The following is a 13839-nucleotide window of genomic DNA, read 5'->3' on the forward strand; positions in this document are numbered from 1 at the left end:
AACGACGAGAGATCGCCCGCGGTCAGAACTGGCCGGGCGGGAGCTTGAAGACGTCGGGGCTCTTGGCGTCGGCCACGTAGAACAGCAGCAGGCCCGTCGGCGTGAGCACGCGCTGATTGTTCTCCTTGTTCTCGAACGTGCCCTGGAGCAGCAGGATCACCGAACGATCCTTGGTGTCGCTGCCGCGGAACATCACGATGCCGCCGTTCACGGGCATGTTGACCGCGATCGATTCGGGCTTGAAGCCCTCGCTGAGGAAGTGCGCCCGCAGGATGTTGGCGTTGGAGAACAGCTTCTCCGGCGTCATGGCCGCATCGGTGGCCTTGGACCAGACCGCACCGACCTGGATCAGCGACTTGGTCTTGTAGCCGAACACGTAGGAGAGCTCGGCGGTGCCGCCGTTCTGCAGCAGCTCCGGAACGGAGAGCAGCACGCTGTGGGTCAGCTCGGACGGGTTGTCCTGGGCCTTGATGGCGTCGGCCTTCGGGTTGAAGTCCTTGGCCATCGCCGCGCGGACGTCGGCCTCGTTCATGCCGAACTTGGCGGAGCGGAAACCGTCGATCGCCTTGACCTTGTCGTCGGCGGACGCCGCAGCGGTCTCGGTAGAGGCGGCCGGCGCCGCAGCGGCGGGGGCTGCTGCAACCGGCGGAGCGCCCGCCGCGACCGCTTTCGGAGCGGCCACGGCTTTCTGCTTGGGCGTCGCGCCCTGGGCGGCCAGCGGCCCGACCGCAACAGTGGTGAGAAGGCCAACCAGGGCCGAGGCGAGGTAGATTTTGCGCATCGTAAACCTTCGAAAACAACTGGAAACAACGACTCAAAAATCGGCGGTTCGTTAATCGGCCTCCGCGAAACGCGTCTCAACCGGGACGGAAATGTTGCAATGCCACAAGGCGTTACGAGGCATCACGGAGCGGACATCGATCGAAACAGCGATTTACGTAGCAATACGGTATCGGGCTGCCCGTGGCTGCGAATGAACATTCACAAGCGCATTTTTTCATCAATTGTGGTCGCAAGCCTTTCGCGTTATGCACATCGCCGGGACAACTTTTGCGAAACATTTCATGACTGAGCGGCTTGCTCCTGCCCGCGTTGTGCCGGCGGTCGCCCGCCGCGATTTCATTCGGCTTGCGGGCGCAACTGCGGCAGGCTTCCTCGCATCAGGCGCAACGTCGGATCGCATCCGAATCGTCGCCTCTATCACCGGCCTGCCGCTCGACGACGAGTTGACCAGGCGAAATATCACCGAGAGTTCGACCTCCCGCCTCGGCGCGCTGATCGCGGGCTTGCGACAACGCGGCTGGGTCGAAGGCGTCAACTATCGTTTCGAGATCCGCTCGACGTTCGGCGGACCGGCGCAGATGAAGACCGCGGTGCAAGAGCTCATCGATCTCGAGCCCGATGTCATCCTGACCGGCTCGACCGTCGATACCGCAGCCATGATGGCGGCCACCACCACGATCCCGATCGTCTTCGCGACCTCGAACGACCCCGTCGGCAATGGCTTCGTTCAAAGCCTTGCCCACCCCGGCGGCAATGTCACGGGCTTCACCAGCAGCACGCCCGAGATGGGCGGCAAATGGCTTCAGCTCATCAAGGAGGCCGTTCCGGACATCCAGCGCGTCGGCGTCCTGTTCAATCCGGCGAGCACGCCTCGCGCCGGACGCTACTACCTCGACTCGCTCGAGCAGGAGGCCGCTTCCTCGGGCGTCGCGGTGGTGCTTGCGCCCATCGGCACCGTAGCGGAGATCGACGGCGCGATCGGACGTTTCGCCGAGCCGCCGAAGGCGGCGATGATCTCGCTGGTCGACAGTTTTCTCGTGATCAACCGGCGAGCGATCGTCGCGACGACCGCCAGGTATGGCGTGCCCATGATCTATCCGTTCCACTATTTCATCGAGGCGGGCGGGCTGATGAGCTACGGGCCGACGCTGGAGGTGCGCTCGGCCGATTACGTCGATCTCATCCTGCGCGGCACCAAGGCCGGCGATCTGCCGGTGCAGTCGCCGCGAAAATACGAGCTGCTGATCAACCGCACCGTTGCCAAGGCGCTCGGGCTGAAGATCCCGTTCACCCTGCTGGCGCGCGCCGACGAGATCCGCGAGTGAACGAAGAGATCGACCAGGGACATTTGCGGACGCCTCCGGGCCGGCTGTTCCGCAAATATCTCTACGCGATCGTCGCCCTCGCCTTTGCCGCGCTCGCCATCAATACCGGCTTCGACGTCTGGTTCTCCTATCGCGAGCAGAAGCAGCTTCTCGCCGCAGCCCAGCGCGAGCAGGCCGCAAGCGCGGCGATCCAGATCGGCCAGTTCGTCGGCCAGATCGAAAACCAGATCAGATGGCTCTCGCGCCTGCCTCCGGAGCTGTCGACCAACGAGGACGAGCGCCTCAACGCCATCCGCCTGCTGCGTCTGTCGCCCGCGATCGCCGAATTGACCGAGCTCGATGCAAAGGGCCGCGAGCAGGTGCGCGTGTCGCGCCGTGTCGCGGACAGGGTCGGCAGCAACGTCGACCATTCCTCCTCTGCCGCCTTTCGCGGCGCCAATGAAAGCCGGGCCTATTACGGGCCGGTCTACTTCTTCGACGACACCGAGCCGTTCATGACGATTGCGGTGCGCGGGGCCGGCAGCACGCCCAACGTGGTGGTCGCCGAGGTCAATCTGCGTTTCATCTGGGACCTCGTCGCCGGGATCAGGGTCGGCAATACGGGCAAGGCCTATGTGGTCGACCGCCTCGGCGTGCTGATCGCGCATCCCGATTTGTGGCCGGCACTCCGCCGCAGCGATCTCTCCTCGCATCCGGACGTGCGCGCCGCGCTCGACGGGGTCGGCCCCCCCTCGGGCGGCCTCATCAAGGAGGATTTTTCCGGTCAGCGCGTGCTGTCGACCTACGCCACGGTGCCTTCGCTCGGCTGGCTGGTGTTCGCCGAGCTTCCGCTCAGCGAAGCCTACGCGCCGATCTACGCCTCGATCGGACGGTCGGCGTTTCTGCTGATCGTCCTCCTGGCCTTCGCGACGCTGGTGTCGCTCTGGCTCAGCCGGCGCATGACCGTGCCGATCCAGATGCTGAGCCAGGGTGCCCAGCGGATCGGCAGCGGCGATCTCGGGCTGCGGCTCGCCATCAAGACCGGCGACGAGCTGGAGGCGCTCGGCGACCAGTTCAACCGGATGGCCGCACATCTGCACGAGTCCTATGCGACGCTCGAGCGCAAGGTGATCGAGCGCACCTCCGAGCTCGAGAAGGCGCGCGATCACGCCCTTGCCGAGCACGATGCGGCCGAGCGCGCGCGCAGCGTCGCGGTCGCGGCCAACGAGACCAAATCGCGCTTCCTCGCCGTCGTCAGCCACGAGCTGCGCACGCCGCTCAACGGCGTCATGGGCGTTCTGCAACTGCTCGACGACGGCCGGCTCGGCGAAGTCCAGCGCCGCCACCTCGCGACCGCCGCCGCCTCGGGCGAAACGCTGATCGCCCTGGTCGACGCCATTCTCGAATATGCACGCCTGGAGGCCAGCACGGAGGCGCTGGAGACGCGCGACTTCCGCCTCGACCAGCTGATCGAGACGGCCGTCGACCTGATGCGTCCGCAGGCGTTCGGCAAGGGCCTCTCCTTCGACCTCGCCTGCGATGCGACAGTCAACAGCTCCGTTCACGGCGATCCCGTCCGGCTCAACCGCATCCTGCTCAATTTGATCGGCAACGCCATCAAGTTCACCCCGAGCGGCGGCATCGCGCTGAGCGCGACCGCCGAACGGCATGACGATCATGCGCTGCTGCGCGTCATCGTCCGCGACACCGGCATCGGCATCGCACCCGACATGCACGAGCGGATCTTCGAGGATTTCGTGCAGGCCGACGACAGCATCGCGCGGCGGTTCGGCGGCACCGGCCTTGGCCTTGCGATCGCGCGCCGCCTGACGCGGCTGATGCGCGGCGAGCTGACGGTGGAGAGCGCGCCGGGCGCCGGCAGCGTGTTCACGCTTCTCGTGCCGCTCGGCCTGGCCGCGAGCGGCATCGCACTCGGCGCGCTTCCGCCGCCGTCGCGGCAATTCCGCGTGCTGCTGGTCGACGACGACCCCGTGAATTGCGAGGTCGGCGAAGCCATTCTGATCAGGCTCGGGCACCGCGCCGCGATCGCGAGGAACGGTGCCGCCGCCGTCGCGCTCGCCGGCAAACAGCCGTTCGACGTGGTCCTGATGGACCTGCACATGCCCGACATGGACGGCGTCGAGGCGGCCACGCGCATTCGGCAGCTCCCGCTGCAACCGATGCCGCGGATCATCGTCGTGACCGCCGACGTGTCCCGCGACACCCGCGAGCGCCTGACCGCCGCCGGGATCGGCAAGGTCGTCAGCAAGCCGATCCTCATGAACGCGCTTCGCGAGGCGCTCGAAAACGAGCCCGAACGAGGCGCGGCGGATCCGCGGCCGGAAACCGGAGCCTTGATCGACCGGCACTTTCTCGCCGACCAGAAGGACCTGCTCGGCACCTCGCAGATCGCGAAGCTGCATCGATTGCTCGACGAGACAGGCGAAAAGCTGATCGCCGACATCGCTGCCGCCGCCGCAGCCGGCGATCACAAACAGCTTGCGCAATCCGCGCACCAGCTCGGCAGCGCGGCGAGTGCGCTGGGCCTCGTCCGACTGTTCGATCGCTGTCGTGACGTCGAGCAGGCAGCGCCATCGATGTCTTCAGGCGAATGTCAGGATGCCGCGCGCGAGCTCGCCGCGCTTCGAGAAGCCTCGATGAACGCGCTCGACGACCTGCTCGCGCCCGCGGAGCACCCATCTCTCTCGAAGGACGAGGTCGGATCGCATTGAAAATGCGATCCGGCCGAGAGATTGCAATCTCGCACGATTGCTACGGCCGCTCGCACGGATTCCTGTTGTAGATCGATCGGTCTCCAACTACCTCTGCGATCCGAAACACAAAATGATAAGGACCGCCCGTGCGCGCAAGACATCTCGCCATTCTCCTCATGTTGCTCGCGCCGGCGGCCGCCCGCGCCGAGGAACCCTTCCCGTCCAGCTTCCAGACCAAAACCATCCCGGCCAACGGCACGCAGATCCACGTGCGCGTCGGCGGCAAGGGACCCGCCGTGATCCTGATCCACGGTTTTGGCGACACCGGCGACATGTGGGCGAAGCTTGGCGCGGACCTCGTTCGCGACCACACCGTGGTCGTGCCTGATTTGCGCGGCATGGGCCTCTCGGCCAAGCCCGAAACCGGCTACGACAAATGGAGCCAGGCCGCCGATATGCGGGCCGTCCTACAGTCGCTCGGCATCGACAAGGCCGTCGTCGTCGGACACGACATCGGCACCATGGTCGCGTATGCCTACGCGGCGCGCTACCGCGACCTGACCGAGAAGCTGGTCGTCATGGATGCCCCCGTCCCCGGCGTGCCGCCGTGGGACGAGATCGTCCGCAGCCCGCAGCTCTGGCACTTCGATTTCGGCGGCCCCGACATGGAGCGGCTGGTCAAGGGCCGCGAGCGCATCTATCTCGACCGCTTCTGGAACGAGTTTGCCGGCACGCCTTCCAAGGTCGACGAAGCGACGCGCCGCCACTACGCAAAACTCTATGCGCAGCCGGGCGCGATGCATTCCGCCTTCGCCCAGTTCAGGGCGATCCGTACCGACGCCGAGGACAACAAGAAGCAGATCTCGACCAAGCTGACCATGCCCGTGCTCGCCGTCGGCGGCGAAAAGTCATTTGGCAAGATGGAAGCGGTCGTGATGCGCAATGCGGCGAGCGATGTCACCGAAGTGGTGGTCCCTGGCGCCGGGCACTGGCTGATGGAAGAGGATCCGGCGGCGACCATCAAGGCGGTCCGCGAGTTCCTCGACGGCAGGAAATAAGGCGACGAGCCGGGCTGACGCGCCTCAGCCCGGCTTTCCCCCTGGCGAGAACTCGCGTATCCACTGCGAAGGATTGCACTGGGAGGAATTCAAATGGCGATGGAGCTGAAGGGCGCGCGGGGCGAGGGATTTGCGACTGTTACCGCCGACGGTCGCGTGCTGGATTCCTGGTTTCTCAAGCCAACCCTGGTTGCGGAGGCCGACAAGACGGCGACGGTCCGGCTTACGAATGACGAGATCGTCAAATCGTTGGGCGAGCTGGCCGACGGCTATGCGCGACACGACGACATCCGCAACGTCGACATCGTTGCCGTCCGCACAAGCATTGGCTCTCTCGAATCCGCGCCGACGGACGTGCACGACGCCTATCTTCGCCTGCATCTGTTGAGCCACCGGCTGGTCCAGCCGAATAGCCTGAACCTCGACGGCATTTTCGGTCTGTTGCCCAACGTAGCCTGGACGAGCCTCGGTCCCTGCGAACCCGCGCGCGTCACGGATGTGCGGCTGCTGGCGCGAAAGCGTGGTCTCGCCTTCGAGGTTGCAGGCATCGACAAGTTTCCCCGCATGACAGATTACGTGACGCCTGCGGACGTGAGAATTGCGGATGCGGATCGCGTCAGGCTCGGCGCCCATCTGGCTCCGGGCACTACCGTGATGCATGAGGGCTTTTGCAACTTCAATGCGGGCACGCTCGGTCCCTGCATGGTCGAAGGCCGGATCAGCGCCGGCGTGGTCGTGGCAAGCGGCAGCGACATTGGCGGCGGCGCCTCGATCATGGGGACGCTGTCAGGCGGAGGCAAAGAGAAGATCACGGTTGGCGAGCGCTGCCTGATCGGAGCCAACGCCGGTATCGGCATTTCACTGGGTGACGATTGCATCGTCGAAGCAGGCTGCTACGTCACGGCAGGCGCGCGCATTCTGTTGGAAGATGGCCGCGTCGTGAAAGCCAAGGAACTCTCGGGCCAGAAGGGCCTTCTCTTTCGCCGCAATTCCCAGAGCGGCGCGCTCGAGGCGACAAAACGCAAGGGAAATTGGGACGGCCTGAACGCGCAGCTTCACGGCTAGGCAAGCCCGATCGCGGCTTGCGCTAGTGGACCCAGAGCTGACTTCGTCCGCATCGTGTGCGGTTACAGATATCAATCCATACGGCAATCGATAAACTTCGATCTGCTCGGAAAGGCTTTCTTTTGATCTAGCGAGTACGCTGCAAGGCACGAAGGATAATGTCCATGTTCCTCACTGCCTGTCTGATCGTGATCGTCTCGAGTGCCGCGATCTCGTACCGTCGATCCAGGGCTCTGTCACAGAACCCTCAGGGACGGCTCGCAGTGTTTTTGCCCGTATTCTCCGCGGGAGCTTGTGCGCTGGGGCTCATCGGGTTTGATCGGGTTCGAGGCCCGCAGGAGTTCGGTCCTTCCGTTACGACCGATCTCCTCATGCTGATCGTCTCTTTCTTTGGCGGTTGGTTCCTTGGCATTATTCTCGGATTGCCCGACAGCAAGCGTGGCATTTGATCTGAGTCCACATTCCCCGCCTCGGCGCCTCAGCCCGCCGCCTCCTCCCGCCCAAACCGCTCGACCAGAAAATCGATGAACAGCCGCACCTTCACCGACAAATGCCGCGTCGGCGGATACACCGCATAGAGCGCAAGCGGCGGCGCCGAATAATCATCGAGCACCGTCCGCAACTCGCCCCTCTTCAAAGCATCAGCGGCAATGAACTCCGGCAGCAGCGCGAGGCCCCTGCCCTTGATCGCGGCATCACGAAGCACTTCGGCATTGTTGACGCAGAGCGACCAGTCCGGCTGGATCCAGTGGTCGCCATCGCGGCCTGACAGCTTCCACTGATTGCCCGTCAGCAGGAAGCCGTAGGTGAGCGAGGCATGCGCGCGCAGATCCTGCGGATGCTTTGGCGTGCCGTGACGTGCGAGATAATCGGGCGAAGCGCAGATCATGCGCGGCACCGGGATGATTTTTCGCGCGATCAGGCTCGAGGATTCCAGCTCGGCAATCCGCAAGGTCACGTCAAAACCGTCCTGCACCGGATCGAGCAAATCGTCGCTCAGCACGATCTGGAGCTGAAGCTCCGGATACGTCTCCATGAAGTCCGCGAGCGCGGGCCCGAGCCGCATCGTACCGAACGACATCGGCGCATTGACCCGCAGCAGGCCCCGCGGCGCCGACTGGGCCTGCGCCACGGCCTGGTCGGCGGCCTCGATCTCCGAGAGGATGACGACCGCCCGCTCGAAATAGCGCTGGCCGTTCTCGGTCGGGCTGGCGTGACGGGTGGTCCTGTTCAAAAGCTGGACGCCGAGGCTCTCCTCGAGGTCGGCGATGTATTTGCTGATCGCCGAGCGCGACAGCCGCAATTGCCGCCCGGCCTCGGCAAAGCTGCCGCTTTCGACCACTTTCACGAAGGCCCGGAGGCTGGCGACCTTATCCAAGGCCGGGCCTCGATTGTTTCCAAATCGTAGACATAGCCGTCATATTTGCATAGATTGTCTCCAATCCAAAGCGGAACGATATTTCCGGCCAGAGAGCAAGACCCGCTCCCCGAGTTTTTGGAGGACGACAATGTCTGGACTGCACCATGTCACCGCGATTGCCGGCGACCCCATCCGCAATTTCGGCTTCTACACCAGGGATCTCGGCCTGCGCTTCGTCAAGAAGACGGTCAATTTCGACGATCCCGGCACCTATCACTTCTATTACGGCGACGAGACCGGCCGCCCCGGCACCATCCTGACCTTCTTCCCCTGGGCTGGCGTGTCTCCGGGACGACGGGGCGTCGGCGAGACCCATCAGACCGCGTTTCGCGTGCCGCAACGCTCGCTCGGCTTCTGGACGCAGCGCTTCATCGAGAAGGGCATTGCCTACGAGGCGCTCGAAAAGCGTTTTGGCGAGTCCGTGCTGCCGTTCACCGACCCTGACGGCATGGCGCTGGCCCTTGTCGGCGTCCCCGGCGCCGAGAACGAGCCCGGCTGGAGCAATGGCGACGTGCCATCAGAGCATGCGATCCGTGGCTTCCACGGCGTGACCCTGCTGCTCGATAGCGCGGCGAAGACGGCCGCCGTCCTCACCGATGTGTTCGGCTTCAAGGAGACGGGCCGCGAAGGCTCGGTGATCCGCTTCAAGGCGCCTGGCGATGCCGAGGGCAGCGTCGTCGACATCTACGAGGCCAAGGGCTTTCTGCGCGGCCACCAGGGCGGCGGCTCGGTGCACCACATCGCCTTCCGCGCGGCCGATGATGCCGAGCAGGGCAAGATGGCCGAGAGGCTCGTGACCAGTCATGGCCTGCATCCGACCGAGCAGCGGGACCGCAACTACTTCCGCTCGATCTACTTCCGCGAGCCCGGCGGCGTTCTGTTCGAGATCGCAACCGACATCCCCGGCTTCGCCGTGGACGAGCCCGTGGCGACGCTTGGACGTGACCTGAAGCTGCCCAGCTTCCTCGAACAGCATCGCAAGCAGATCGAAGGCGTGCTGCCGAGCCTGGAAGAGACCGCGTCATGACCGACTTCATCCATCGTTTCGAGCCCGCGACCAGCGCGGGCTCCCCACCTCTGCTGCTGCTGCACGGCACCGGTGGCGACGAGAACGATCTGCTCGGGCTCGGCAAGATGATCTCGCCGGGCTCAGCGCTGCTCTCGCCGCGCGGCCGCGTGCTCGAGCACGGCATGCCGCGCTTCTTCCGCCGCCTTGCCGAAGGCGTGTTCGACGAGACCGACGTGCGCCGCCGCGCGATCGAACTCGCCGACTTCGTCGCCGACGCGCGGACGCAATACGGCATCGCCGCGCCCGTTGCGGTCGGCTTCTCCAATGGCGCCAACATCGCAGCCGCGCTGTTGCTGCTGAAGCCGGAGGTGCTGGCCGGCGCGATCCTGCTGCGCGCCATGGTGCCGCTGTCGGATCCGCCCATGGCTAAACTCGACGGCAAGCCCGTTCTGCTGCTGTCCGGGCAGGCCGATCCGATCGTGCCGGCGAGCAATTCGGCCAAGCTTGCAGCGCTGTTGTCGGACGCAGGGGCGCGGATCGACCACAAGGTCTTGCCGGCAGGTCATCAGATATCGCAAGCAGACGTGACGCTGGCCCGCAACTGGATCGGCAGTGTCGAGGCGAAAGCGGCGTGAGCAACGGGCGGCGCATCGTCTTCGGACGGTGCGTCGCTTCTCATCGGCAGGACCAGTGCCCGGTGGTGGCTCGCGATGATGTCATCATGCCAGTGTTTTGCCCGACGGGTCAACTTTGCCGCGAAATTGCACAAGCGCTCAAGCGGGCCGCGCAAGCCATTGAAAGCACTGTCCCCGTCTACTGTGCATGGGGTTGTTTTGCAGATCTTGCTTCGATGCGATCAAAAAATGACCTCTCCCTCGACGGGGAGAGGTCAAAATCAACCTGTCAGCTTCGACCTGGGTGAGCGGTTCACTCCCAGGACCAGGCCGAGAAATCGTTCTCGAACTGCGGGACTTCCTTCCAGACGCCCTTCAGCTTCTTGTTGATGACCGTCGGCCATTGCGGCTGGAACAGGAAGCCGGCCACGGCATCGGTCGCCAGCATCTTCTGGGCATCGCCAAGCAGCTTGGCGCGGCCGGCCTGGTCAGGCGTCGACACGATCTGCTTGTACAGCGCGTTGAAGGCCTCGCTGTTGTAGCCGAGATAGAAGTCGGGCTCGGTCAGCTTGACGAGATCGAACGGCTCGACATGCGAGACGATGGTGAGGTCGTAATTGTGCGGCCCGTTCGGCGCGAACACCTGCGACAGCCACTGCGCCCACTCGACATTCTCGATCTTGGCGACGATGCCCACCTTGGCGAGCTGGGCCGCGAGGATCTCGCCGCCCTGCCGCGCGTAGGGCGGCGGCGGCAGCTTCAGGCTGAGCTCGAGCGGCGTGGTGACGCCGGCCTCGGCCAGCAGCTTCTTCGCCTTCTCCGGATCGTAAGGGTTGATGCCAGTCGTGTCGACATAGCCGAGCGAGCCCGGCGTGTAGAAGCTGCCGATCGGCGTGCCGAAGCCTTCGACCGCGCCGTCGATCATCGCCTTGCGGTCGATGGCGGCGAGGATCGCACGGCGCACCCTGACGTCGTCGAGCGGCTTCTTCTTCTCGTTGATGGCGACGATGGTCTTGGCCTTGGAGCCGCCGATCAGCACGGTGAAGCGCGGATCGTTCTTGAACTGCGCAACACCGCGGGTGGTGACGCGCGGGAACGCATCGACGTCCCCGGACAGCAGCGCTGCAATCTGCGCGGCCGGATCGCCGATGAAGCGGATCGTCACCTTGGACAGCTTGATCGCGGAGGCGTTGCGGTAGTCGGCCCATTTGTTCAGCGTGAGCGAGGAGCCCTTGACCCAGCCGCCCAGCTGGTACGGCCCGGTGCCGACCGGCTGGGTGATGTTGGTCGCCGCGCTCTTCGGCTCGACGATCGAGCCGCTCGCCTGCCCCAGCAGGAACGGCAGGTTCGGCTCGGGATATTTCAGCGTCAGCACGACCGTGTCGGCGTCGGGCGCGTCGACCTTCTCGAACGCCTGGTACAGGCTCTTGTCCTTGTTGGTGCTGTTCGCGGCCGCGTTGCGCTCGAACGAGAATTTGACGGCGGCTGAATTGAAAGCCTCGCCGTTCTGGAATTTGACGCCCTTGCGCAGCTTGAAGGTATACGTCTTCAAATCGGGCGATGCCGTCCAGCTCTCGGCCAGCAGCGGCGAGACCGAGCCGTCCTCGTTGATCTTGGTCAGGGTCTCATAGATGTTGTAGAGCGTGACCTCGGCGATCGCGGCGGCGGCGGCATTGGTGGGATCGAGCCCCGGCGGCTCCAGCGTCATGCCCATGACGACGCTGTCCTTCTTGCCCTGCGCCAGCACCGGCAGCGGCGCCGCGGCCAATGCGGCGGCAAAAGCGACGATCGAAAGCTTCTTCAACATGCCTAACTCCCCGGCCTTCTCTGTTTCCAGCCTACGCCAATCCTCGGGCGGACACTAACCTTCCAGGCCCGCCTGCGGCAATGCCATCACGGCCTCCGCCTTGTGGCAGGCGGCGAGATGTCCCTCGCCCACCCTGCGTAGCAAGGGCGGAACCTCGCTGCAATGCTGGTCGGCGAGCGGACAACGCGCAACATAGGGGCATCCGGTCGCCGCCGCCGATTGCGAGGCGATCGCCTGGGCGCCGCGCCGCCGCCGACCGCCCCCGGCGCGTGCCCGCGGCACGGCGTCCAGCAGCGCCCGCGTATAGGGATGGGCGCAGCGCTCGAACAGGTCTTCCGGCCGCCCCTGCTCGACCACGCGGCCGAGATACATCACCGCGACCTCGTCGCAGAGATAGTCGACGACGGCAAGGTCGTGGCTGATCAGGATGTAGCTGAGGCCGAACTGCTCCTGGAGGTCCTGCATCAGGTTCAGCACCTGGGCCTGCACGGAGACGTCGAGCGCGGAGACGGGTTCATCCGCGACGATCAGTTTGGGTTGCGTGATCAGCGCGCGCGCAATGGCGATTCGCTGGCGCTGGCCGCCGGAGAATTCGTGCGGATATTTGTCCATGTCCGCTTCGCGCAGGCCGACCTGCTTCAGCACGGCGGCAACGCGGGCTCGGAACGTATTGCGGTCGGCATCGTCAAGCACGGTGAGCGGCTCGGCGACGATCCGCGCGATGGTCTGGCGCGGGTCGAGCGAGCCGTAAGGATCCTGGAACACCATCTGGAAATCGCGGCGTGCGCGGCGCAATTCATCAGGCGAGATGCGGTTGAGATCGCGGCCGAGCAGCGTGACCTGCCCCGCCGTCGGCCGCTCCAGCGCCATCACGACGCGCGCGAAGGTCGACTTGCCGGATCCGGATTCGCCGACGATGCCGAGGCTCTTGCCGGCCTGGACCTGCACGCTGACGCCGTTGAGCGCGCACACCTCTCCGGGCGGACGAAACAGGCTTTCGCGCGGCAGCGCGTAGCGCTGCTCGAGATTCCTGACGTCGAGAAGAGGTGCTGTGGTCATGCGGACAGCGCCTCGACATTCGCGGCCATCGACACATCGGTGCGCACGCAGCGCACGGCGTGGCCCGGGCCGACCTCGACCATCGGCGGCAGCGCCGCACGACATCTTTCCTCGACCAGCGGACAGCGCTCGCCGAAGGCGCAGCCGACCGGCAGATCGGCGAGCTCCGGCACCGTGCCCGAGATCGTCGTCAGCCGCGTCCCCTTGCGCGCACCGAGTTTTGGACGGGCACGGAACAGGCCTTGCGTGTACGGATGGCCCATGCGGCGGAACACCTCGTCGGTCGGCCCGCTCTCGACCACCGTGCCGCCATACATCACCATCATGCGCTGCACATTCTCGGCGATGACGCCGAGATCGTGCGAGATCAGGATCATCGACATGCCGCGCTCCTCGACCAGATCGGCGATGAGATCGAGGATCTGGCCCTGGATGGTGACGTCGAGCGCGGTGGTGGGCTCGTCCGCGATCAACAGATCGGGCTCGCAGGCCAGCGCCATCGCAATCGTGACGCGCTGGCGCTGGCCGCCGGAGAACTGGTGCGGATAGGCATCGATGCGTTTTGCCGGATCGGGCAGCCCGACGCGGTCGAGCAAGGCGATCGCCTCCCTCCGCGCCTGCGCGGCGGAATATTTCTTGTGACGCCGCAAGGGTTCTGCAACCTGATGGCCGATCGTGTGCATCGGGTTGAGAGCCGTCATCGGCTCCTGGAAGATCATGCTGATGCGGTTGCCGCGCAGCTTGCAGTATTCAGCATCCGGAAGCCGCGCGAGCTCTTTGCCATCAAGCTTGATGCTGCCGGTCACAGCCGCGCTGTCAGGCAGCAATCCCATCAGCGATAGCGCCGTGACCGACTTGCCGCAGCCGGATTCGCCGACAAGCCCGAGCGTCTCGCCGCGCTTCAGCGCAAAGCTGACGCCGCGCACGGCCTGTGCTGGGCCGCGGCTTGTGTTGAGGCGGACGCCGAGATTGGCGACCTCGATCAGCGCTGCGGGATCAACCATCG

12 protein-coding genes are annotated in these 13839 nt (G+C 65.1%); 7 read left to right on the plus strand and 5 right to left on the minus strand.

What is annotated here, in order from left to right; genetic code table 11:
• Positions 1 to 22: 22 nt before the first annotated feature.
• A complete protein-coding gene (locus tag XH90_RS23310) occupies positions 23 to 781 on the minus strand; it encodes a hypothetical protein (RefSeq protein WP_194476665.1) in 759 nt (252 codons plus the stop codon).
• Positions 782 to 1064: 283 nt separating this feature from the next.
• On the opposite strand from XH90_RS23310, the gene XH90_RS23315 reads away from it, so the two are divergent.
• The 5 genes from XH90_RS23315 to XH90_RS23335 all read left to right on the plus strand — a co-directional run bounded on the left by XH90_RS23315 (position 1065) and on the right by XH90_RS23335 (position 7373).
• Complete coding sequence (locus XH90_RS23315) at positions 1065 to 2108, plus strand: ABC transporter substrate-binding protein (RefSeq protein ID WP_194476666.1); 1044 nt, start codon at positions 1065 to 1067, stop codon at positions 2106 to 2108.
• Positions 2105 to 4819, plus strand: a complete 2715-nt coding sequence (locus tag XH90_RS23320; protein ID WP_194476667.1) for a hybrid sensor histidine kinase/response regulator — start codon at positions 2105 to 2107, stop codon at positions 4817 to 4819. Before XH90_RS23315 ends, XH90_RS23320 begins: the two co-directional genes overlap by 4 nt.
• 158 nt (positions 4820 to 4977) lie before the next feature.
• Positions 4978 to 5859 carry an alpha/beta fold hydrolase gene (locus XH90_RS23325; RefSeq protein WP_194482781.1) on the plus strand — a complete coding sequence of 294 codons (882 nt, stop codon included), beginning with the start codon at positions 4978 to 4980 and terminating at the stop codon, positions 5857 to 5859.
• A 93-nt stretch (positions 5860 to 5952) separates the two neighbouring features.
• On the plus strand, positions 5953 to 6924 hold the full coding sequence (gene dapD / locus XH90_RS23330) for a 2,3,4,5-tetrahydropyridine-2,6-dicarboxylate N-succinyltransferase (protein WP_194476668.1): 972 nt from the start codon (positions 5953 to 5955) through the stop codon (positions 6922 to 6924).
• Positions 6925 to 7088: 164 nt separating this feature from the next.
• Complete coding sequence (locus XH90_RS23335; RefSeq protein ID WP_194476669.1) at positions 7089 to 7373, plus strand: hypothetical protein; 285 nt, start codon at positions 7089 to 7091, stop codon at positions 7371 to 7373.
• Positions 7374 to 7402: 29 nt separating this feature from the next.
• On the opposite strand, the gene XH90_RS23340 is transcribed toward XH90_RS23335, so the two are convergent.
• Entirely contained in the window at positions 7403 to 8302 is a 900-nt protein-coding gene (locus tag XH90_RS23340) for a LysR family transcriptional regulator (protein WP_194476670.1), read from the minus strand.
• 130 nt (positions 8303 to 8432) lie between these two features.
• Between XH90_RS23340 and XH90_RS23345 the strand changes: the two genes are divergently transcribed.
• Both XH90_RS23345 and XH90_RS23350 read left to right on the plus strand, forming a co-directional pair.
• The gene (locus XH90_RS23345) at positions 8433 to 9371 is read left to right on the plus strand and encodes a ring-cleaving dioxygenase (protein WP_194476671.1); all 939 of its coding nucleotides are present in this window, start codon (positions 8433 to 8435) and stop codon (positions 9369 to 9371) included.
• Entirely contained in the window at positions 9368 to 9988 is a 621-nt protein-coding gene (locus tag XH90_RS23350; RefSeq protein ID WP_194476672.1) for an alpha/beta hydrolase, read from the plus strand. Before XH90_RS23345 ends, XH90_RS23350 begins: the two co-directional genes overlap by 4 nt.
• Before the next feature lie 292 nt (positions 9989 to 10280).
• On the opposite strand, the gene XH90_RS23355 is transcribed toward XH90_RS23350, so the two are convergent.
• The 3 genes from XH90_RS23355 to XH90_RS23365 are packed head-to-tail and all read right to left on the minus strand — an operon-like array spanning position 10281 to position 13837.
• A complete protein-coding gene (locus tag XH90_RS23355; protein ID WP_194476673.1) occupies positions 10281 to 11774 on the minus strand; it encodes an ABC transporter substrate-binding protein in 1494 nt (497 codons plus the stop codon).
• A gap of 54 nt (positions 11775 to 11828) precedes the next feature.
• Complete coding sequence (locus XH90_RS23360) at positions 11829 to 12833, minus strand: ABC transporter ATP-binding protein (RefSeq protein ID WP_194476674.1); 1005 nt, start codon at positions 12831 to 12833, stop codon at positions 11829 to 11831.
• Positions 12830 to 13837: an ABC transporter ATP-binding protein gene (locus XH90_RS23365; RefSeq protein WP_194476675.1), complete on the minus strand. Its 1008-nt coding sequence runs from the start codon at positions 13835 to 13837 to the stop codon at positions 12830 to 12832. Before XH90_RS23365 ends, XH90_RS23360 begins: the two co-directional genes overlap by 4 nt.
• Between the last annotated feature and the right edge of the window lie 2 nt (positions 13838 to 13839).

The organism is Bradyrhizobium sp. CCBAU 53338, from assembly GCF_015291665.1.
In the GTDB taxonomy this organism is placed as follows: Bacteria; Pseudomonadota; Alphaproteobacteria; order Rhizobiales; family Xanthobacteraceae; genus Bradyrhizobium.